The sequence below is a fragment of the Candidatus Pantoea multigeneris genome, from assembly GCF_011752615.1.
GTDB classification, from domain to species: Bacteria; Pseudomonadota; Gammaproteobacteria; order Enterobacterales; family Enterobacteriaceae; genus Pantoea; species Pantoea multigeneris.
On record NZ_VWXF01000001.1, the window covers coordinates 1,143,598 to 1,165,923 of the forward strand.

Genomic DNA, 22,326 nt, shown 5'->3' on the forward strand with positions numbered 1-22,326 from the left:
CGTATTAACGTACATGCAGCCACTCCGGTGTTGCCCCAGTCGCACGCCACTCTGGCGCATACATCGACTCAACCTGTGGCGGCGGTACATGATAGGTACCCGGTGTCACTGCACGCGCCAGGTAAAGCAGCGTAGCAGGACGATACTCATCCACCACCAGTGCCGCCACAAACCGATCGTCGCGGAACTCAAGGTGTTTGATGTCGACCTGTTGCATATCCCCAAGGCTCTCCTGCAAGGCATCCGCACTGTCACCCAGGCTGGCGCTGCTGTCAGACAGGTTCTGGTTCTCCAGCTCCAGTCCCGCAGGCAGCATATCGACCACCAGCGCATCCGCCACTCGACGATCCGCCGACACTTTCAGGCGCACCACCACCAGTTCACCGCTTTTTAGATCGGCAAAATTGACCGGCTTGCCTTTGAGATCGAACATCTCACGGCTGATTTTCAATACCTGACTTTGCGCTGGCGGAGGCGTATTCGGATAGCCCACCACGGTCAGATCGCCATACAGCGGTTTCTGCCCCTGACTCGCCACACTGATCCCCTGTAACAGGCGATCCGCATTGAGCCCAACCGATGCTACCGCCTGCGCGCTAATGGGCTGTTCGCGCCCCGCCAGCGTTGCCTGCCAGGCGTCGCCGCTGCCGGTTTGTAACGTCCGGGCAGCGAGGAACAGCGCATTGTTCTCCTGAGTGGAGAGCCACTGTTTGCCATGGAGTTGTTTGCTGAGGCTAAACAGCAGCTGATTTTGCACCTCCGGCAGCAAATGGTTTTCCGCCAGCAGCGCGATCATTAAAGCCTGGTCGCGCACCGGACTGCCATAGTCACCCAGCCACAGGTTTTCAGGACGTTCGAAGCTTGCTCCCTGTGCCAACGCGGCTTGCGCTCGCGGTTCGTCGCCCATCAGCTTGAGCGCCACGCCCAGTTGCATCAGCGCCAGACCGGATTTCGCCTTGTCGCGTTTGTCATACAGCACACGGAGTGCGCCTAGCGGAGCCTGCTGCTGACGGGCCAGGACTAAACCGGCGTAGGCCTGCACACTAAAACGATAAGCATCGGCATTGTCGCCATTCTGCGTATCAATCTGTGTGGGCTCCTGCAAGTAACGCAGCATTCGGCTGTCGGCCTGACTGATCACCCCATCCGGGATACTGTAACCCGCCTGGCTGGCATTCAGCAGGAAGTCGGTGACGTATGGCGTTAACCAGAACTCTTCCTCACTCTCATTACTCCACAGGCCAAAGCTCCCGTTGCTACGCTGCATACCGGCAAGGCGCGCAATACCGGTATCAACCGCCGCCCGGCGAGACGCATCGCTGCCACTTTTAATCCCCATTGCGCTTAGCTGTGCATGATCGGTAAAGACCGACGGCCAGATCCCGCTGGTGGTCTGTTCCAGACAGCCATAAGGATAGGCATACAGCGCTTTGATATAGCTGGCGATATTCAGCGGTGGCCGGTTGCTTAGCGCCAGCTTGCCCGTCAGGCTGGTGGTTTCCAGGCCATTAAATGCCGCAGCTGGCACCGACCATGGCTTATTCGCGTCAATCACTGCATCAAAGCTCAACGTCTGTGCAGGCCAGGCTGGGCGCACCCCGATTTTCCAACTCTGCTTGCTGGGATTCACCTTTTCACCCGGCAGATTAAGACCACTGACACTCACCTGTACCTCACCCTCACCAAAGCCGTTTTGCGCTTTAACCGGGATTTGCAAGGTGGTACGCGCCCCTTTTGCCAGTGTCACACTCTGGCTGGCGGCACCCGTCAGGCCGATTAATCCGCTGGCGTTAACCTCCACTTTCAGCGTTTGTGGCAGGTCGGTGAGGTTGGAGAGATCCAGCGCCAGGGTTGCGCTATCGCCTGCGGCGAGGAAGCGTGGTGTCGCCAGTTCACTGACCAACGGCGCGGCAACCACCATTTTGCGCTCGGCCACGCCAAAGGTATCGTCGCTCCATGCCTGCGCCATCAGGCGGAGTTCACCGTTAAAGGCAGGAACCGGTAATTCCAGCGTGCCTTCGCCGTTGGCATCCAGGCTAACGGACTGTAGCTGTTGCGCCACAATACGGGCATGCGTAACCGGGGCTTTACCGCCGCGCGTGATTGCATCTGCATCGCCATCACCGCCGAAACGTAATGCGGCCAGACGTCCACCGCCCTCAATCAGCTGTCCGTAAACATCATATTGATCGGCGTTGTAACGTTTACGCCCAAAGAAGGCTTCCCACGGATCTGGAGTTTTATAGTCCGTGATATTGAGCACGCCGCTGTCAACGGCAGAGAGCAGCACGTTGATATGCTGTGGCAATGCGCCACCGCTGCGGCTGGCCTTAACCTTGATTTTCACGGTCTGTTCGGGACGGATTTTTTCCGGCGCGTCCAGCGCCAGTGTCAGCCTGCGGGCCTCGCTGCTCATCGGGAGATGTAACAGACCAACCGCACGTTTTGGCGTCATACCACTGGTTTTATCCCCTTCACGGATCACAATCGCACTCAGGTAGAGATCGTGACGATGCCAACTGCTGTCGATGGGCACCGCGATGGTGCTGCCGCCAGCGGGCAGCGTAATGGGCTGGTACCAAAGCGTTCCGCTACTGGACTCCACCATCAGGTAGCCTTTGCCCGCCGTAGGGGCTTCAATCTGCACCTGAGCTGTGTCGCCCGGCTGATAGTTGGCTTTGTCCAGTTTCAGCTTGACCTGGTCCGGGCGTAATGCGCCAGTACCGTTGGTGTTATCCTGCCAGCTGTAGCCTGCGGAGAAACGCACGCTGCTGACGATCTTCTCCCCTGACTGTACCTCAAGACGGTAGCTGCCCCACTCCACCGGGAAGCTGACTTTGGTGCTGCCGCCCGCCGGGATGGTAATGTTCTGCTCATCTTCGGTCAGGTCTTTTTGGTCAAAGCGTGACTGCCAGCCTTCGCTATCCGAGAAGCTCCAGTAGTAGTCACGGCGTTCATGAATTAACCGCACTTGCAGATCTGTTGCTGCCAGTTTTTCTCCCTGGCTATTGGCGTAGACCACATCGAATTCAGCAAGGCTGTTCTCTGGGACCGTCGGTTCATCGTGGTAGCTGTCGCTGCGGTAATCATAGATGGCCGCACTGTCGAACAAGGGGCGAATGCCAGGCAGTGCCGTGGCAGGCCAGATAGCCTGAGTCACGCGGCGCGTTACCGGACGCCCTCCCGTTTCCAGCAGGCTGGCCTGCAGCGTAAGATTCAGCGGTGAATGCACATCCCCCCACTGGCTCTCCACCGCGAGCTGTGCGTTGCCCTGCGCATCAAGTTTGGTGTCGACTTCATCCAGCGTACGTTTCAGTCCCTGCTCGTTGATATCGCCAAACTGGTAGCCAGGCAAGTTGGCTACCGCTTCACGCGCCGGGCGCAAGAACAGTAACCCCTGTAGGCTGTTACCGGCGGCTGGCGCACCGTAGAGATAACGGCCGTTTACCGCAAAATCCACATCCTCTTTCGGCTCTAACGGCACCTCACTGCTTTTTAGCGTCAGTGCCATACGCTCTGGCAAGAAATCTTCAACGTGGAAAGTCCACAGCCTTGGCAGGTTGTCGCCGGTATTTACCCGCAGATTCCAGTCACCGGTCATCGCCGCTTCTGGCAACACAAAGCGCTGTTGATAGAGATCCTGGTCGGGCTGCCAGACGAAGGTGCGATAGACCTCGCCGTTAGGCTGGACAATTTCGGCTTTTACCGGCTGGGCGGGCAAGGGTTTGCCATCGGCGTCGCGCAGTAAGGCATTAACGATGACGGTTTCACCCGGGCGATAGAGATCGCGTGGGCCAAACATAAATAACTGCTTATCAAAACCTTGCGGGCCGGTGACGGCAAATTCTGCCAGATCCAGCGCTGGCCGACTGAGATCAATCAGTGAAGTTTGCTCTCCTTGTGTTGCCAGCAGCAGCTTGCCTTTAGCTTGCTGTGCTAAGCGCAGATGGCCATTACTGTCCGTGGTACCGCTCTCTAACTGCTGCCCTTTGGCATCCAGTAGCTGGACATTGACCCCTTGCAGCGGCGCACCGCTGGCGAGGCTTTGACTAAACAGCTCAAGTTGGGTAGGGAAGTTATGCAGCGAAAGGCCGATGTCGCTCAGGGTGAACAGTGTGGCAGGCAGGCTGTAATTGTAGGTTCCCGCCTGTTTCATTACCGCGAGGTAGACCCCCGGCTGTTTCAGCGCCGCGATATCCGCCAGCGGCAGTTGCAGCTTCTCTCGAGTATTGCGCGCCGGGTTGAGATCAAAGCGGCCGCTGTAAACCAGGTCAGCATTTTTCAGCAAACCCTGTGAGGCCCAGGTCGACAGGTTATTGCTGTAGCCCCACTGCGCAAGGAAATCGGCCAGAGCAGCACCGCGCACGCGGAAGAAATCGACATCGACGTTCGGCACATTCAGAGCTAACACTGGCAGCCCCTGCGTCAGGCGCAGCGGCAAGAGCGAGCCACGGCTGGCAAAGCCCACCATGGGCTGAATATCCCGGGTCTCAATTTTCTGGCTGAAGCGCTGTGCCAGCAGGTTGCCATCAGCGGCTTTTAAGCCCGCTTCAACCTGCACGGTAAATTTGCGCGCCGGATCAGGATGACGAAAACGCAGGGTTTTGCCGTTGCTGGAAAGCTCCCAGCCGCCATCGACTTTGCCGCGTTCATCATCGGTGAGCTGAACGTAACGACTGAAATCCTGCTGTGCATCCAACGGTGTGCTGAATGTCAGGACCAGTGCTGCTGCACCATCCAGCTGTAATTCAGAGAGATCGATAATGGTCAGCGGCTTATTCACGCTAACCGCAGGCGTTGTCGCAGCAGAGGCTGATTGCAGTAGCGCTGGCGCAGCGCCGAATAGCGTGCAGCCCAGCAGCACGCCGGACCACCACTTTCTCTGTGGCATGTTCATGGTTTCTCCCTGGCTTTAAAGCCACCCAATACATGAAGTGTGATTGTGAAAACTGCTTAATTTCACATCAACTACGGCATTTAAGCAATGATTCCCTTGAGATGCGCGTTCCAATTCTGGAGACTGGGGGAAATATATCTGATCAAGAGGTTGTCATGACCACGCCCCTGTTTGTCTCTGTCGAATGGTTACAAGAACACGCCGCAGATGAAAATTTGCAGATCCTTGATGCCCGAATGCTGCCGCCAGGGCAGGAGAAAGTGCGGGATATTCAGGCGGAGTATCTGGCAGCGCATCTGGCTGATGCACCTTTCTTTGATATTGAAGCCCTTTCGGACCACAACTCCCCCTACCCGCATATGATGCCGCGTCCAGAGCGTTTCGCCGTGGCGATGCGTGAACTGGGTGTCAGCAGCGAAAAACATCTGGTGGTCTACGACGAAGGCAATCTGTTCTCGGCACCGCGCGCCTGGTGGATGCTGCGCTATTTCGGTGTTGATCAGGTGTCGATTTTAGCGGGTGGGCTCGCCGCGTGGAAGGCAGCAAGTATGCCACTGGCTACCGGTCCGGTGGCGCTTGAGCAAGCGGAGTTTGAGGCGAGCCAGCCAGAAATCAGCCCTATCAAGAGCCTGAATGATGTGCTGCTGATTAGCCATGAAGGCGGTGCGCAGATTATTGATGCCCGCGCGGCTAACCGGTTTAATGCTGAGGTTGATGAACCGCGTCCGGGGCTGCTGCGTGGCCATATTCCCAACAGTTTTAACGTGCCGTGGAATAGCCTGGTGGAAAACGGCCAACTGAAAGCCGATGGGGAACTGCACCAACTGTTTAGCGATGCCGGTGTTGATATTACGCAACCGGTCGTGGCGAGTTGCGGTTCCGGTGTGACCGCCGTGGTGGTGATTCTGGCGCTGACCGCGCTGGGTGCGCGCCAGGTGAGCCTGTATGACGGCTCCTGGGGCGAGTGGGGTAGCCGCAAAGATTTACCGATTGCCCCCTGATTAAAGCAGGTGCGGCCAGCGCCGCACCGCAATCAGATAATGCGCTGGCTGCCTTTAAAGTCACGCATGAAACTGCCCCAGCGACGCTCATAGAACGGCGTGAGGTGGGCAGTAAAGAAGTGGCTCACGCCCTTATCGTCCAGACGTATCTCGCACAAATCAATCGGTTCATCTTCTGCCAGCGTATCCGTGGCGACACTGCCTGCCGCCTGAATAATCGCATCGATATCGCTATCCGCTTCAATGCCAATCAGCAGGTTGGCGGGCTGATCGGCGCTTTCACGAATACTGGCAACAAAAGCACGACGCACCTGCTTGTATTTACTGAACAACTGCGTCAACGAATCGATCATCTGTGCTGGCGGTTCGGCCACCTCAGACAACAACAGCGCCTGCCCGCCTTCCAGGACGGTTTGCTGGCTCAGGGCGCTGCCCTCTTCTCCTAGCAGGTGTGCAATTTCTCCCGGCGAAAACTCTTTCCCGACCGGCAACTTAGGGTTGAGAAACAGGGCCTGGCCCTGCGTCATCTCAAACAAGGTGCGCACCGGCAGGCGCAGATAACCCTGCTCCTGGCTGATGGCTTCACCCATTGCTTCCAGCGAAGAAAAGAAGGGGATCACACTGCTACCATCCTCTTTTTCCCAGTGCTGCAGATCCACCGGGGTGGCGGCATCCAGCGTCAGGCTGGTGGATTCACCCGGCACCCAGGCATCGGACTCCAGCAGCAGCTGGAAAAACTCCGGGCGGTGTGCCGGTTCCGTGGCCGCTAGCGCTAATACTTCTTCCAGACGATTACTCATGCTCGGTTCCGCTTAGCCTTATTTCAACAGCAGGTTAGCCAGCGTACGCACGCCCAGACCGGTAGCACCCGCAGACCACTGATCCACCGCACCTTTACGGTAGGTCGCAGAGCAGTCAATGTGCAGCCAGCCCTGTTGGTATTTGCTGACGAAGTGCGAGAGGAATGCCGCCGCAGTGCTGGCCCCTGCGCTGTGCGCCGGGCTGGCAATGTTGTTGAGATCGGCAAAGTTGGAAGGCAGATGGCTGCGATGGAATTCTGCCAGTGGCAGACGCCAGAACGGCTCGTTCTCACTGGTCGCGCTGCCCAGCAACGATTGTGCTAACACGTCATCGAAGGTAAACAGGGCGTGATAATCATTGCCGAGGGCAGTTTTCGCCGCGCCGGTCAATGTAGCAGCATCGATCAGCAGCGTTGGGTTCTGCTCGCTGGCGTCAATTAACGCATCCGCCAGTACCAGGCGACCTTCTGCATCGGTGTTCATCACTTCTACCGACTTACCGTTACGATAATGGATGATATCGCCCAGTTTGAAGGCGTTACCGCTCACCATGTTATCAGCACAGCACAGGTAGAGTTTCACTCGACGGTCCAGACCACGCGAGATCGCCAGCGCCAGTGCGCCAGTCACCGTTGCAGCACCGCCCATGTCAGACTTCATGGAATCCATAAAGCTGCTCTGCTTCAGGCTGTAACCGCCGGTATCAAAGGTGATGCCTTTACCCACCAGACAAGCATAAACCGGCGCATTTTCATCGCCAGTAGGGTTGAAGTCTAGCGCCAGCAGCACCGGAGGACGGCTTGAACCGCGTCCAACAGTGTGGATACCCAAGTAGCCTTGTTCACGCAGATCTTCGCCTTTCGTGATGCGATAGCTCACGTTCTCGCCGCCAACAGCGGTGATCAGGTCGATGGCGCTGTGCGCCAGCTCTTCCGGGCCGAGCACATCAGAAGGCTGATTGATGGTGTCACGAACCCAGTTAATCGCCTGCCAGCGGCGATCAAATTCGACCTGATCGGCGTCGTTCAGGGTCGGCCAGTTAACCTGACGCTTGCCCTTTGGTGAGCGATAGCCCTGCCAGAAGGCCCAGCACTTCTCCAGATCCCAGCCTTCACCGCTCAGGGTGACATGGCGGATCCCTTGCCCATCCAGTTTACGCGCAGCGCGCTGAATGCGACCGTTGGCGTCATTGTCGGTTAAATGCAGCGTGAAACCTGTTTCATTGCTGCTCAGTAGGGCTTTTTCGCCCCAGCGCGCATCGGCAGGCTGGGTGCTGAGGGTGATGTTCATTGATTCAGTTGTCATCGCGTGGCTCCGTAGATTTTATGGTTTTTTCCAGCCAAATCGGGTTATTGCGCGCGGTTCAACTCACGTAAGCGAGTGACCGATTTTTGTACCAGGGCTACGGCATAATCAATTTGCTCTTCGGTGGTAAAACGTCCCAAAGAGAAACGCAGCGCACTGTAAGCCAGTGCATCACTGACGCCCATCGCCCGCAGGACGTAAGAAGGCTCCAGGCTGGCGGATGTACAGGCCGACCCGCTCGACAGTGCCAGGTCTTTTAACATCATGATCAGTGATTCGCCGTCAACATCGGCAAAACTGACATTGAGGATGTTGGCCGCGCTCTGTTCAAAATTCCCGTTGAGAGAGACGCCTTTCAGTTGGCTTAATCCCTGCCACAGGCGCGAGCGTAGCTGTGCCAACCGTGCCATTTCAGCGCTTTGCTCTTCACGGGCAATCTGAAAGGCTTCGCCCATGCCAACGATCTGATGCACGGCCAGCGTGCCGGAACGCATACCGCGTTCATGGCCGCCACCGTGGATCTGCGCCTCAATAGACACTTTTGGATTACGGCGTACGAACAGCCCGCCGATTCCTTTCGGTCCGTAGATTTTATGGGCGGAGAACGACATCAGATCAACCGGCAAAACGCCGAGGTCGACCGGCAACTTACCGACACTCTGCGTCGCATCAACATGGAATAAGATTGCGCGCGCACGACACAGTTCCCCGGTCGCCACAATATCGTGGATCACGCCGGTTTCGTTGTTAACGTGCATCAGGGAAACCAGAATGGTATCGGCGCGCAATGCCGCTTCAACTGCGGCAGTTGAAATCGTGCCGTCCGCCTCTGGTGCTAAATAGGTGACGTCAAACCCTTCGCGTTCGAGCTGCTGGCAGCTATCGAGTACCGCTTTGTGTTCGATCTGGCTGGTGATGATGTGATTACCGCGAGCGCGGTGAAAATGTGCGGCACCTTTAATGGCAAGGTTGTCAGATTCGGTGGCACCGGAAGTAAAGACGATTTCGCGTGGGTCGGCATTGAGCAACTCAGCGATTTGGTTACGCGCAACGTCGACCGCCTCTTCTGCTTGCCAGCCAAAACGGTGCCCGCGCGAAGCTGGATTACCGAAGGTGCCATCCAGCGTGAGAAACTGCATCATTTTGCTGGCCACACGCGGATCGGCCGGCGTGGTGGCGGCGTAATCCAGGTAAATCGGTAATTTCATTGCGCTAAAGCTCCGTATCTGAATGCATACGTCTTTATAGCATGATTCGGCCTTTCCCGTATTTAGCAGGAAAGGCCGCAAAGAAAGAGGTGATTAAGAGGCGCGCAGATTGACGTTGATTTCGTGAACGCGATTGTTCTGGAAACGACGGTTGTCATTCATATTCTGACGATCGGCCACATCCAGGATCTCTTGGTTATTCACCAGCTCAGCCAACGTGATGTTGTTGAGGAATTCGCTGATACGCACGCTCAGGTCACGCCACAGCACGTGAGTCAGGCAACGCTCGCCGCCCTGGCAGCCTTCTTTGCCCTGGCATTTGGTGGCATCAACTGATTCATCTACAGCGGTGATCACTTCACCCACCGCGATGGCAGCAGAGTCTTTACCCAGCAGGTAACCACCGCCTGGACCACGTACGCTGGCAACCAGCTCGTGTTTACGTAAACGTGAGAATAACTGCTCCAGATAAGATAACGAAATGCCCTGACGCTCAGAGATATCTGCTAGCGGCACCGGTCCCTCGTGCGAGTGAAGTGCAACATCAAGCATAGCGGTTACAGCATAACGTCCTTTGGATGTCAGTCTCATAGCATACGGCCTCGGTCAGCGTCCGGTTATCGGAGGGTTTCATTTGTAAACAGATGGCTGCAGTTTGTCATTCCTGAGTAATTTGGTCAACTATTTATCTGACTAATTTACTCAAGTATTTAACCGAGCGGTTTACTCAGGTATTAACCCTCTGATTTTCTACTCTTTATCGCTGCCCTTACGCTTTTCAAAGGACGATAACATGCCACGCAGGATGTTCAGTTCGTCTCTTTCCGGGCGCGAACGGGTGAATAAACGGCGCAGTTTGCTCATGACCTGGCTTGGAGTTCCTTCACGAATGAAACCACTTTTTAACATCATCTGTTCCATATGCTGGTAGAAGCGCTCCAGATCGTCCACCAATGGATAAGGGGTATCGTCAAAGGCGGGCTTCTTCTCGCCCTGCTCCTGCGACTGTAACCATGCCATACGCACTTCGTAGGCAATCACCTGTACGGCCATCGCCAGGTTCAGCGAGCTGTAGTCAGGGTTAGCCTGAATGGCGACGTGGTAATGACATTTTTGCAGTTCGTCATTGGTCAGACCGACGCGCTCACGACCAAACACCAGAGCAACCGGAGCCTGTGCCGCCTCTTCTACGCTTTTCACACCACATTCGCGGCCATCCAGCATCGGCCACGGCAGTGTACGAGAGCGAGCACTGGTGCCAACCACCAATGCGCAACCTGCAATGGCTTCATCCAGCGTATCAACAATTTTTGCTTCACCAATCACATCGCTGGCACCTGCCGCGAGAGAGATGGCCTGGGAATCTGGTTTAACCAACGGATTCACAAGGTAAAGGTTAGTTAAGCCCATGGTTTTCATAGCACGGGCGACGGAGCCCATGTTGCCGGTGTGAGAAGTTTCCACCAGCACGATTCGAATGTTTTGCAGCATAGTGAGGAGTTGTTGTCAGAAATTTGTGGCGCGATGCTAACATAAAAGCAGGACATTTACCGAACGCGCTGTTATACTCCGCGCCGTTTGTTTCCCCCGTTCTTTAACATCCAGTGAGAGATACCGATGCATCCGATGCTCAACATCGCCGTGCGCGCAGCGCGCAAGGCCGGAAATTTAATTGCCAAGAATTATGAAACCCCGGACGCTGTCGAAGCCAGCCAGAAAGGCAGCAACGACTTCGTAACGAATGTTGACCGTGACGCAGAACGTCTGATCATTGAAGTGATCCGTAAATCTTATCCGAAACACTCGATTGTAACGGAAGAGAGCGGCGACCTGTCAGGTGAAGATCAGGATATTCAATGGGTAATCGATCCACTGGATGGCACCACCAACTTTATTAAACGTCTGCCACACTTCTCTGTTTCTATTGCTGTCCGCATCAAGGGCCGCACTGAAGTGGCTGTGGTTTATGACCCAATGCGCAACGAACTGTTCACTGCCGTACGTGGTCAGGGCGCACAGCTCAATGGTTTCCGTCTGCGTGGCAGCATTGCTCGCGATCTCGATGGCACCATCATCGCTACCGGTTTCCCGTTCAAACTGAAACAGCACGCCACCAGCTACATCAATGTGGTTGGCAAACTGTTCACTGAGTGTGCTGATTTCCGTCGCACCGGTTCTGCCGCGCTGGATCTGGCATACGTGGCCGCTGGCCGCGTCGATGGCTACTTCGAAATCGGCCTGAAGCCATGGGACTTCGCCGCAGGCGATCTGCTGGTACGTGAAGCTGGCGGCCTGGTGACTGATTTCACTGGCGGTCACAGCTACATGATGTCTGGTAACATCGTTGCCGGTAACCCGCGTGTGGTTAAAGCTATGCTGGCATCCATGCGTGATGAACTGAGCGATGCGCTGAAGCGTTAATCTCCTCAGAAATAAAAAAGCCCGCCCGCTCGTCATGAGCAGGCGGGCTTTTTTTTGTGCCCATAACCGCTTAAATGCCCAGCGGACTGATCCCGCCACCGATTCCCGGCGTGGCGCTTTGCCACAGAATAAATGCCGCCACCAGCAGAATAATACCACCCAGTAATCCTGACAGCGGCAGTAGCCATTTTGCACCCTGCCCTTCGCTACGCTGCCCAAGACGTTGCGCTAACGCCCGCGAGCGATGGACCAGCAACCCAACCGCAGACACCGTCACCGCCGTTCCCAGCGCCATGATCGCCGCTGACGCCACGCCCCACCAATAAACCCCAATCACTTTCGCGAACAGCAGCATCATGATGGCCCCGGAACAGGGACGCAGTCCCATCGAGAACACCAGCAACAGTTGGGTCTTCCAGCTTACCGCCTGCGCAATTTGTTCGGCACTCGGTAAATGGGCGTGGCCGCAACCGCAGTTGGCATCATGCTGATGCACTGGACGCAGGCTATGGATGGTGAGTTTTGGCGGCGGCTGGAGCAACGTTTTTAAGCTACGCAAGGCACGTACTGAAATCCATACCCCCAGCGCTGCAATCAGCAAATAGCTGCCCTTCTCTAGCCAATAGCTACTCAGATGTAGCTGGCGGGAGGACGTTTTCAGCAGCACCAACATCACGGTCACCAGCACAATAGCAACGCCACCCTGCACCAGCGCGGCAAGCAGTGTTAACTTCAGGCTGGTTTTAAGCCGTGCGGGATGCGTCGCAAGAAAAGTAGAGATAACCACTTTGCCATGCCCCGGCCCCATAGCATGCAAGACCCCATACACCAGGCTAAACAGCATGAGCGTGACGCCCGCCTGATGCGGATGTTCTGCAACGCGCTGGAGCAGTTGCGTCATTTCGCGGTTAAGCTGTGCCTGCCAGACAATGGTCTGCATCAGCAGGGGCGTCCAGAAATACCACAGCACAATACCCGAGAGTAGCAACAGCAGCAGGAACAGCGTCACCGGCCAGTAGCGCCGCGTGATGGGAATAACGTTAATTAATGACATGTCAGGGTTACCGTCTGAGCAAACTGGCGGCCAAGATCCATGGTCTCCGGAGGCGCATCTGCTTTATCCAGTGATAAGGCATATTGCTTCAGCGAGTCATTGGGTTTTGGCGTATGGAGATCAAAACTGCAACGCGCCTGGAGATCGGCTGGCAGCGTAAGTGCTTTGACATTGTCGTAGTACATATCGACAAAGTAGCTGGGATCGTAAGTCAGGATTTGAAAGCGCTGCGCCCCTTGTAACGAAGGCGGCTCCGCTAACGGTAAGATAAACTCCAGCACCGCTTTCGCCCCCTGACGTGACAGGTTGTATTCACTCGGCAAATCGTGGAATTTTACCCGCTGGCCATTCTGCCAGATTTCAGAGAAGTAGTGCTGACCCAGCACTCGCGCCATCACGCCTGCCGCCAGTTTCTTCCACACCACCGATCCGGGTTTGGCATCGCCCGCGTCATACAGCAGGTCCGCAGAGGTAATCTCGTCCATCGTCCAGGTCATTTTCAATCCGGAAAAATGATTGTCCTTGCTCACCAGTTCGGTTTGCATATCGATGAAACTGTGCGGATGCGCCCAGGCAACGGGAGTGAACATCAGCAGAGCCAGTAAAATCTTATTCATCATGTTATTGAACCGCCAGCGAAGCAGAAAGGCGCCTAACGTAACAAAAAATGTGACCCGGATTAAAGCCCGGTATAAAAAACCAGACGGTTAATGCGGTATTTCAGCACCCTGGCTATTCTTAGCACAAATCGACCTGCTGGATACTTCGCCTTGATGAGTGCCTCACCGCTCTTCACCCGTTCCCAGCGCCGTTGCCATCTGTTGCTGCTGTTGTTTCTGCCTGCTCCCGTGCTCACCCCGGAAAAACTCTGCCAAATCAACAGAGTTGATGCCGGTGTTGCGCGTGAGGATATTGTTGCCGTAGGCGAAGAAATACAGCGCTTTTACCAACTGGAGCTACATCAGATGGTGGATGGCAGCCTGCGCATTCATGGCACTGAGCTTAACCGCCGGATATGCCTGATCCATGCTTTACGACGTGCGCTGCGCCTGTCGCGGGAATTTGTTTGTCAGGCGTTTAGTACCCCATTGCGCCAGCGTCTGAAGCTGTTAAAAGTGGAAAAAGCGCTGTATGACGACACCAATTTGCAGGCATTGATTCACCATTGTGAACTGCGGCTGGGGCGGGAATTTAACGATCGCGACCAGGTGTTTTTGCAACTCTATTTCAAGTTTGTCCTGTGCCAGCGCCACACCCCGCTGTTTAGCGCAGCGCAACAGCAGTGGCTGGCACAAAAGCCCGAGCGCAATGCCGCTGAAGATGTGGTGCGTCACTGGCAGAAGCGCAGCCATCTGATACCCGGTGAGGGGGAAACCGATTTCGGCACGCTGCTGTTTGCGCTGATGCACGCTCCCGGCCCAGATTCACTGCACCACCCGTGCGGTGTGCGACTGCGGCAGGCGGTAACCCGGCTGATTGCACATTTCGAGCAGGAAGCGGGAACGCTGTTTAAGCAGCGCGGTGAACTTCGTCAACAGCTCTATACCCACCTGGCGCAGGCACTGGATCGCAGCTATTTTGCCATCGGCATCGATAACAGCGTGGCGTTAGATGTGGCACAGCTTTACCCCCGATTACTGCGTACCACCCAGGTGGCATTACAGGCCTTTGAGGCTGGCTATCAGGTTAATTTGAGTGAAGAGGAAGTTAGCCTGGTGGCGGTGATTTTTGGTGCCTGGCTGATGCAGGATAATGCCTTGCAGGAAAAGCAGGTCCTGTTACTGACTCACGAGGACGCGGAAGCCGAGCGGGCGCTGGAAAGGCAGATTCGCGAAATTACGTTACTGCCGTTTACCCTGCGCTACCAGGATCTGGATGATTTCCAGCAACAGGGCGCACCCGAGGAGATAGATTTGGTGGTGACGCCCTATATGACGTCACTACCACTCTTCTCGCCGCCGTTGATCCTGGCACAAGTGCCCCTGACGGATGAACAGCAAATGCACATCCGCCAGTTACTGGATTCAGGCTACGCGCGGTCGTAAAAACAGCGCTGGCAGTACCACCAATGCCATGACCCAGAACAGATGGCCTTGTAGATGGGTAAACAGGACGCCGCAAATCATGGTCATCACCGCAATCCCACCGCCCATTGCCAGCGCCGAATAGAGTGATTGCAGACGAATGACCTGAGCACCCTGCCGTGATGAGATAAAACGCATCGCCGCCAGGTGGCACACGGTGAAACTCCCGCAGTGGAGAATCTGCGCCACAATCAACAACGGCAGTGCGCTGCTGGCACCCAGTAATGTCCAGCGAATCAGTGCGCAGACGGCGGAGAGGAGCAGTAAGTCACGCGCGCTCCAACGACGAAACAGCCGGTGACTCAGGGCAAAAATCACAATCTCAGCCACCACGCCCAGCGACCAAAGGTAGCCCACTACCGTTGCTGAGTAGCCCTGCTCCTGCCACCAGATGGCGCTAAAGCCGTAGTATGCCGCATGGGCACCCTGCATCAGGGTGACGCAAAGCATAAAGCGCCTGACCGCACTCTCCCGTAGCAGTTCACGCCAGGCTTGCCAGCCCACTGCGCCGCTTTGCCGTTCTTCTCCCTGTGGTTTGGTTGCGGGCGGTATCAACATGCCCGCCAGCATCGCTAACAGCCCGGCGCTTAATAGCACCAGAATCGCCTGCGAGGAGTAAGCGCTAACCAGCATCCCGGTGAGTGCTGAGCTAATGACAAATGCCAGCGAGCCCCACAGGCGCACCGGGCCATACACCAGGCCAATTTGCTGGGTCCAGGTCGCGGCTAATGCATCGGTCAACGGCACCAGCGGTGAGAAAAACAGGTTGAAACCGACCATTACCAGGAGCAGCCATAACCACTGCTGGCCGATCCAATACCCCACGGCGAACAGGCAGGTCATCAACGCCAGCGCACGCAGGACAGTAATCAGTTGTGAAGGATTTTTTACCTGGGAGGAGAGCAGCAGGCTCCCCACAAACCGCGCCACCATGCCGCAGCCAAGCAGCAGGCCAATTTTTTCCGCATCCAGTCCGCTGCCCTTGAGCCAGACACTCCAGAAAGGTAAATAAATGCCGTAGCAAAAGAAGTAAGTAAAGTAGCTCAGACCGAGCCATCTTGCTGATTTGAGTGTCATTATCCCTCCGACGATGGAGCAGCTACTTTGTCAGAAAGGTAAATAAAATAAAAGAATATTTAAAATAAAAAGACGCTAACTATTAACCGACCAAAAAACCAGACCTGGCTTGGCTTGGCTTTGAGAAGAGAAAAAAAACGTACAATTTCTCCGCTAATCATAGGTGAAATAAAAGATGAAAAATATCAAACGTGTGCTGGTGCTTTCAGAAGTCAGATCAGGACATGGTGGTTTAGAAAATGTGACTCGCTTTGTTATTAACACCCTTAATGAAGATCCAGAATTTCATAGCTCACTCTACTTTTTCCACAATGGTGAAAAGCCGACTTCAAACACATGGATTAACAATCTGAAATGCCACTACAGTAATAAAATAAGCAAGAATCAAAAACTGAATTGTTACTTCCACATTGTAAAACTGGCTTTATTTATCAAAAAAATCCGACCTGACATATTAATAGCATTAGGCACCAGAGAGTGCCATATAGCAGGATGGGCAATTAAGATGTCATGCCTGAATATCACGCTGTATTCATGGATGCATAGCCCACCAAACTTAAAATATCGACCGGGCTACCTGACTATGGCCCATCGTCATTTAGCCATTAGTAATGAAGTCGCTACACAGTTAATCGCGTTGGGTGCGCGAAAGAGTGATATCGACCTGATATATAATTTTGTTAAGCCATCAGAAATCACAATTGGAAGGCCAAAAAAACTCAAAATTTTGTATGTCGGCCGGATACTCTATGAAGAAGAAAAAAGATTAAAAACACTTTTTGAAGCATTGCGATTATTATGTATTCCATGGTCGCTGGATGTGATTGGCGATGGGAAAGACAGGGTGACATGCCAAAAGAAAGCAACAGAATGGGGTATAGATAATAACATCACATGGCATGGATGGCAGGAAGAGCCTTGGGTTTATATTGAGAGACAGATTGATGAAATAAGTTGCCTGGTATTAACCTCCCGTTTTGAAGGTTTTGGCATGGTATTAGTTGAAGCAATGTCCCGGGGAATTTACTGCATCTCATCGGATTGTGGTGGCCCGAAAGATATCATTGCAGAAAAAGTAAACGGTGAGTTTTTTGCCACTGATGACGCTAAGCAGTTAGCCATGATTCTTGCCTCTTTACCCAACCGTACCGATCTCCCTATCGCTGAAACCATTAAAGCCAGCATCAGAAAGTTTCATGAAGATCGCTATATCCGCCGCATAAAAAAAAGCCTCGCTTAGCGAGGCTTTTCATTCAGGAAAGCTTCAGCCGTTATCAGGCATACACTGGCAGGCGAGCACAGATTGCCAGTACTTTCTGCTTAGTGCTTTCGATGACCGCTTCGTCATTGATGTTGTCCAACACGTCAGCGATCCAGCCAGCCAGTTCACGTACGTCAGCTTCTTTGAAGCCACGACGGGTAACTGCTGGTGTACCGATACGCACACCAGAGGTGACGAACGGGCTCTTAGGATCGTTTGGAACGCTGTTCTTGTTCACGGTGATGTAGGCGCGGCCCAGGGCAGCATCAGCATCTTTACCGGTCAGACCTTTGCTTACCAGGTCAATCAGGAACAGGTGGTTTTCAGTGCCACCAGAAACGATGTCGTAGCCACGTGCCAGCAGCACTTCTACCATCGCTTTCGCATTCACAGTTACCTGCTGCTGGAAAGTTTTGAACTCAGGCTCCAGCGCTTCTTTGAAGGCAACGGCTTTACCTGCGATCACGTGCATCAGTGGGCCGCCCTGGCCGCCTGGGAACACCGCAGAGTTCAGCTTCTTGTAAAACTCTTCAGTACCACCTTGTGCCAGGATCAGGCCGCCACGTGGACCCGCCAGGGTTTTGTGGGTGGTGGAGGTGACAACGTGTGCGTGTGGAACTGGGTTCGGGTAAACGTCTGCCGCAACCAGGCCCGCTACGTGTGCCATATCAACGAACAGGTAAGCGCCTACGCTGTCTGCGATTTCACGCATTTTTGCCCAGTCAACTTTGCCTGAGTATGCAGAGAAGCCGCCAACGATCATTTTAGGCTGGTGAGTTTTTGCCAGCTCAGCCAGTTCGTCGTAGTTAATTTTGCCGGTTTCATCAATGCCGTAAGGGATGAAGTTGTACAGCTTACCAGACAGGTTTACCGGAGAACCGTGAGTCAGGTGGCCGCCGTGTGCCAGGTTCATACCCAGAATGGTGTCGCCCGGCTCCAGCAGTGAGGTGTAAACCGCGAAGTTAGCCTGTGAACCAGAGTGTGGCTGCACGTTAGCAAAGTCAGCACCGAACAGCGCTTTTGCACGGTCGATAGCCAGTTGCTCAACAATATCAACATACTCACAGCCGCCGTAGTAGCGTTTGCCCGGATACCCTTCCGCGTATTTGTTGGTGAGCTGTGAACCTTGCGCCTGCATTACACGCGGGCTGGTGTAGTTTTCTGAAGCAATCAGTTCAATGTGCTCTTCCTGACGCACTTTCTCCTGCTCCATCGCCTGCCACAACTCGGCATCATAATCGGCAATGTTCATATCACGCTTTAACATCCGGATCTCCTGACTCAGCTAACTTTCTGTAACGGTAATAATGGCCCGCGAAGGGCGAAGGCACACAGTGTAAACCGTTTTGAGCAGTGAAGGTAGCACCCTGACACTCTTTTTGCGCAAACGATTGGCACCCTTTCGCCACGCGGGTTTTATCCTTTTTATCCCGTCCTGAATTTCATGATATTTCCCCCTATGGAACCGCCTTTTTTTGCTTTCAGTGGCCGTAAAAGTTGCCGCTTTTGTCCCCTTGCTAACTATCCGGTTATTTACAACCCAGCGCGACAGGCATAACATGCATTTCAAATACATGTTTAAGAAACAGGATACGCCGATGTTGGATGCTCAAACTATTGCCACCGTAAAATCCACCCTGCCTGCCGTTGCGGCAGTTGGACCGGAGCTGACTCGCCATTTTTATGATCGTTTGCTGTCACATCACCCTGAGCTGAAAAATGTGTTCAACATGAGCAATCAGCGCAATGGCGATCAACGTGAAGCGTTGTTCAATGCCATCGCCGCGTATGCCAGTAACCTTGAGAACCTGGCGGTGTTGTTGCCGGCGGTTGAAAAAATTGCCCAGAAGCACACCAGCCTGAATATCAAGCCTGAACAATATGCAGTGGTGGGTGAACACTTACTGGCAACCATTCAGGAACTGATGGATCCCGGCGAAGAAGTCCTGGCAGCGTGGGGCCGTGCTTATGGAGTGCTGGCCGATGTGTTCATTCAGCGCGAAGAGAGCATCTACCATCAGTCTGAAACGGCAAACGGCGGCTGGCGCGGCACACGCGCATTCCGCATCAGTGCGATTACCGATCAGAGCAGTGTGATTAAGAGCATCGAACTGACGCCGGTAGACGGTGCGTCTGTGGTGGATTATCGTCCAGGTCAGTACCTTTCTTTGTATGTGCAGGCAGAAGGCATGGCGAACCGCCAGATCCGTCAGTATTCATTGACGGCCACCCCGAATGGGCGCAACTACCGCATTGCGGTTAAACATGAAGCTGCGGGCACAGTCTCTGGCTGGCTGCATGAGCAGGCAAAAGTGGGTGATGTGGTGGAACTGGCAGCGCCTCACGGCGACTTCTTCCTTGATGTGGATGCCCAAACTCCCGTCGCGCTGATCTCCGCTGGCGTTGGACAAACCCCGATGCTGGCCATGCTTCATCAGCTGGAGTCACAGCACCATGCTGCCCCGGTGACCTGGTTACATGCCAGCGAAAATGGGCTTCAACATGCCTTCGCAGCGGAGGTGACACAAGCAGGGAAAAATCTGGCCCAATTTAGCCAGCACATCTGGTATCGCGCACCGGAAATCAACGACTCAGGTCGGTTTGATCAGCAAGGATTGATGGATTTAAGTCAGGTTTCCGCAGCCATTGCCGGTGAAAATCAGCAGTTCTATCTGTGCGGACCGCTAGGGTTTATGCAGTTTGTTGCCGGACAGTTGCGTGATGCTGGCGTGGCAGCAGAACGCATTCACTACGAAGTGTTTGGTCCACATAAAGTGGTGTAACTGAGCCGCCCGCAGCCTGGCAGCTGCGGGCGAAGGCTTTAGATCGCCTCTTCATCTTCTTCGCCGGTACGGATACGCACCACACGAGCGACATCAAAGACAAAGATCTTACCGTCACCGATTTTGCCGGTCTGCGCAGTTTTCATGATAGTTTCAACGCAGGTGTCTACGATGTCATCACCCACTACCATTTCGATTTTTACTTTTGGCAGAAAGTCGACCATGTACTCCGCACCGCGATACAGCTCAGTGTGGCCTTTCTGGCGACCAAAACCTTTCACTTCGGTAACGGTCATACCGGTGATGCCTACTTCAGCAAGTGCTTCGCGCACATCATCCAGCTTGAACGGTTTGATAATTGCATCGATCTTTTTCATGACAGACCCTTTTCTCGCTCCCTCCGTGCCCGGATGGGGTTCCGAATAAGTATAAGTGTGTTTGGCAGCGTTGCAGCCTAATCTTTAAAGTCGCTGGCGTCTAGCTCATGGCGTGACAGCAGCTTATAAAACTCAGTACGGTTTCGTCCAGCCAGACGCGCCGCATGTGTGACATTGCCTTTGGTGATTTGCAGCAGCTTGCGTAAATAGTTCAGCTCGAACTGGTTACGCGCCTCAACAAACGTGGGCAACGCACTGTTCTCTTCTGCCAATGCCTGCGAGACCAGCGCATCCCCAATCACCGGAGAGGAACTTAAGGCCACACACTGTTCAATCACGTTCACCAACTGGCGGACGTTGCCCGGCCAACTGGCGGAAATCAGTCTTTTCATCGCATCGGCGGAGATGCTGCGTACAAACGGCTTATGCTTTTCGGCGGCCTGACGCAGTAAATGGTTAGCCAGCAGCGGAATATCTTCCGTGCGCTCATGCAACGCCGGAATACGCAGGTTAACCACGTTAAGCCGGTAATAGAGATCTTCACGGAACTGCTTTTTTTCCATGGCTTTCGGCAAGTCACGGTGGGTCGCACTGATAATACGGACGTTGATATCACAGTCCTGATTACTGCCCAGCGGACGCACTTTACGCTCCTGCAAGACGCGTAGCAGTTTTACCTGCAAGCTTTGTGGCATGTCGCCAATCTCGTCGAGGAATAAAGTGCCTCCTTCGGCGGCCTGAAACAGCCCTTCTCTCGCACTGACCGCGCCGGTAAACGCGCCACGCGCATGACCAAACAGTTCTGATTCCAGGAGTTGTTCCGGCAGCGCACCACAGTTAATGGCAATAAAAGGCCGCGCCGCGCGCGGGCTGGCGGCATGAATCGCCTGTGCCAGCACTTCTTTGCCGCTTCCGCTCTGCCCGTTAATCAGGATGCTGACATCGGATTGCGCCACCATGTGTGCCTGCTCCAACAGCCGCAGCATCTGCGGACTGCGCGTCACAATTGCAGCACGCCAGCGATCGTCATTTTGCGGTGCTCGCAGGGATAAGGCTTCATCAATCGCCTTATACAGTGCATCGCGGTCTACCGGTTTGGTCAGGAAGCTGAACACCCCTTGTTGCGTTGCAGCTACCGCATCCGGGATCGAACCATGGGCGGTGAGGATGATCACCGGGAGCCCTGCATGCCGCTGCTGAATCTCAGCAAACAGCGCCAGCCCATCCATTTCGTCCATGCGCAGATCGCTGATCACCAGATCAACACGATCCCGGGCGATCAGCCGTAGTGCCTCTGGCCCTGAGGCCGCCGTCACTACCTGAAACCCCTCACTGCTTAGTCGCATGCCCAGCAGTTTGAGTAGCCCAGGATCGTCATCCACCAGTAACAGACGTGCCGAGTGTTTCACTTTATGGCTCCTCATGGGCTGCGTGCGTGCTGTCACTGGCATCCGGTGATTTACGGGATGAGAGCTGACGTTCAATGTCAGCCAGTCGTTGCAGCTTACGCTGCGTCTCTGCCTGCGCCTGGCGTGACTGGCTCAACTGCTGTTGTAGCTGCTCTAACTGCCCGTCACTGCCCTGTTGCAGCTTAAACGCCCGGGTACGGGTTTCGCTTAGCTCTAGCTGTGCGGCCTGCTGGCTGCGCCAGAGTTGGATTAACGGCCGAACCTGGCTGGGGAATTCAGTGCTGTAGCTGTCGAGTGCGTTGACGAAATCGCGCCGTTCAGGCGGTGTGACATTGCCATTCGCCAACAAAATGCCCTGCTTAAAGGCGCGGGACCAGCTTTCTACAGGCCAGCCGTGGGCTTCCGCCCGCGCATCTGCCGGCGACAGACGGTCTGCACAGTCAATCGCTCGTAACCAGTAAAGGGGATTGCTCATCGCCGAGGCGGCTTCAATGTGCCAGACATCCCGACAATCGGTGGCGAGGTAGTCGGGCAGCTGCAATACCGGTTCGGCCACTTTGTGGCTATCGCTGGCAACAGAAGGCACCTTAGTCGTACTGCAAGCGCTGAGCAGCAAAGCGCTCAGCAATAGGGGCATGACCATTCTCAT

At 54.6% G+C, this 22,326-nt stretch carries 18 protein-coding genes; 5 read left to right on the forward strand and 13 right to left on the reverse strand.

The window, feature by feature from the left end; all coding sequences use genetic code 11:
• Positions 1-4: 4 nt before the first annotated feature.
• Positions 5-4,891, reverse strand: a complete 4,887-nt coding sequence (locus F3J40_RS05240) for an alpha-2-macroglobulin family protein (protein ID WP_370659854.1) — start codon at positions 4,889-4,891, stop codon at positions 5-7.
• A 161-nt stretch (positions 4,892-5,052) separates the two neighbouring features.
• Here F3J40_RS05240 and sseA point away from each other — a divergent pair, with 161 nt between their 5' ends.
• Complete coding sequence (gene sseA / locus F3J40_RS05245; RefSeq protein WP_017347782.1) at positions 5,053-5,898, forward strand: 3-mercaptopyruvate sulfurtransferase; 846 nt, start codon at positions 5,053-5,055, stop codon at positions 5,896-5,898.
• 32 nt (positions 5,899-5,930) lie between these two features.
• Here the strand turns inward: sseA and sseB are convergent, their stop codons facing one another.
• From sseB to trmJ, 5 genes are all read right to left on the reverse strand, one after another.
• Positions 5,931-6,698, reverse strand: a complete 768-nt coding sequence (sseB, locus tag F3J40_RS05250; RefSeq protein WP_017347783.1) for an enhanced serine sensitivity protein SseB — start codon at positions 6,696-6,698, stop codon at positions 5,931-5,933.
• Between the two features lie 18 nt (positions 6,699-6,716).
• Complete coding sequence (gene pepB / locus F3J40_RS05255) at positions 6,717-8,003, reverse strand: aminopeptidase PepB (RefSeq protein WP_167012839.1); 1,287 nt, start codon at positions 8,001-8,003, stop codon at positions 6,717-6,719.
• Between the two features lie 44 nt (positions 8,004-8,047).
• Positions 8,048-9,211 carry an IscS subfamily cysteine desulfurase gene (locus F3J40_RS05260; protein ID WP_167012840.1) on the reverse strand — a complete coding sequence of 388 codons (1,164 nt, stop codon included), beginning with the start codon at positions 9,209-9,211 and terminating at the stop codon, positions 8,048-8,050.
• Between the two features lie 93 nt (positions 9,212-9,304).
• Complete coding sequence (iscR, locus tag F3J40_RS05265; RefSeq protein ID WP_026042618.1) at positions 9,305-9,802, reverse strand: Fe-S cluster assembly transcriptional regulator IscR; 498 nt, start codon at positions 9,800-9,802, stop codon at positions 9,305-9,307.
• A 159-nt stretch (positions 9,803-9,961) separates the two neighbouring features.
• On the reverse strand, positions 9,962-10,702 hold the full coding sequence (gene trmJ / locus F3J40_RS05270; RefSeq protein ID WP_167012841.1) for a tRNA (cytosine(32)/uridine(32)-2'-O)-methyltransferase TrmJ: 741 nt from the start codon (positions 10,700-10,702) through the stop codon (positions 9,962-9,964).
• Positions 10,703-10,828: 126 nt separating this feature from the next.
• On the opposite strand from trmJ, the gene suhB reads away from it, so the two are divergent.
• On the forward strand, positions 10,829-11,632 hold the full coding sequence (gene suhB / locus F3J40_RS05275; RefSeq protein ID WP_167012842.1) for an inositol-1-monophosphatase: 804 nt from the start codon (positions 10,829-10,831) through the stop codon (positions 11,630-11,632).
• A 70-nt stretch (positions 11,633-11,702) separates the two neighbouring features.
• Here suhB and F3J40_RS05280 read toward each other — a convergent pair whose 3' ends face one another.
• Both F3J40_RS05280 and F3J40_RS05285 read right to left on the reverse strand, forming a co-directional pair.
• Complete coding sequence (locus F3J40_RS05280) at positions 11,703-12,686, reverse strand: nickel/cobalt transporter (RefSeq protein ID WP_167012843.1); 984 nt, start codon at positions 12,684-12,686, stop codon at positions 11,703-11,705.
• Positions 12,677-13,303, reverse strand: a complete 627-nt coding sequence (locus F3J40_RS05285; RefSeq protein WP_026042619.1) for a DUF1007 family protein — start codon at positions 13,301-13,303, stop codon at positions 12,677-12,679. Before F3J40_RS05285 ends, F3J40_RS05280 begins: the two co-directional genes overlap by 10 nt.
• Positions 13,304-13,459: 156 nt before the next feature.
• On the opposite strand from F3J40_RS05285, the gene csiE reads away from it, so the two are divergent.
• Positions 13,460-14,731, forward strand: coding sequence for a stationary phase inducible protein CsiE (csiE, locus tag F3J40_RS05290; RefSeq protein WP_167012844.1), 1,272 nt, complete (start codon positions 13,460-13,462; stop codon positions 14,729-14,731).
• Here csiE and F3J40_RS05295 read toward each other — a convergent pair.
• The gene (locus F3J40_RS05295; protein ID WP_167012845.1) at positions 14,711-15,847 is read right to left on the reverse strand and encodes a 3-phenylpropionate MFS transporter; all 1,137 of its coding nucleotides are present in this window, start codon (positions 15,845-15,847) and stop codon (positions 14,711-14,713) included. The genes csiE and F3J40_RS05295 overlap by 21 nt on opposite strands.
• 175 nt (positions 15,848-16,022) lie before the next feature.
• Between F3J40_RS05295 and F3J40_RS05300 the strand changes: the two genes are divergently transcribed.
• Positions 16,023-17,087: a glycosyltransferase gene (locus F3J40_RS05300; RefSeq protein ID WP_167012846.1), complete on the forward strand. Its 1,065-nt coding sequence runs from the start codon at positions 16,023-16,025 to the stop codon at positions 17,085-17,087.
• A gap of 34 nt (positions 17,088-17,121) precedes the next feature.
• Here the strand turns inward: F3J40_RS05300 and glyA are convergent, their stop codons facing one another.
• Positions 17,122-18,375, reverse strand: coding sequence for a serine hydroxymethyltransferase (glyA, locus tag F3J40_RS05305; RefSeq protein ID WP_167012847.1), 1,254 nt, complete (start codon positions 18,373-18,375; stop codon positions 17,122-17,124).
• A gap of 331 nt (positions 18,376-18,706) precedes the next feature.
• On the opposite strand from glyA, the gene hmpA reads away from it, so the two are divergent.
• Complete coding sequence (gene hmpA, locus F3J40_RS05310) at positions 18,707-19,891, forward strand: NO-inducible flavohemoprotein (RefSeq protein WP_167012848.1); 1,185 nt, start codon at positions 18,707-18,709, stop codon at positions 19,889-19,891.
• A 38-nt stretch (positions 19,892-19,929) separates the two neighbouring features.
• Here the strand turns inward: hmpA and glnB are convergent, their stop codons facing one another.
• The 3 genes from glnB to qseG form a co-directional block, all read right to left on the reverse strand.
• Entirely contained in the window at positions 19,930-20,268 is a 339-nt protein-coding gene (gene glnB / locus F3J40_RS05315; RefSeq protein ID WP_017347796.1) for a nitrogen regulatory protein P-II, read from the reverse strand.
• 77 nt (positions 20,269-20,345) lie between these two features.
• Complete coding sequence (glrR, locus tag F3J40_RS05320; RefSeq protein ID WP_167012941.1) at positions 20,346-21,692, reverse strand: two-component system response regulator GlrR; 1,347 nt, start codon at positions 21,690-21,692, stop codon at positions 20,346-20,348.
• The gene (gene qseG / locus F3J40_RS05325) at positions 21,679-22,326 is read right to left on the reverse strand and encodes a two-component system QseEF-associated lipoprotein QseG (RefSeq protein ID WP_026042622.1); all 648 of its coding nucleotides are present in this window, start codon (positions 22,324-22,326) and stop codon (positions 21,679-21,681) included. Before qseG ends, glrR begins: the two co-directional genes overlap by 14 nt.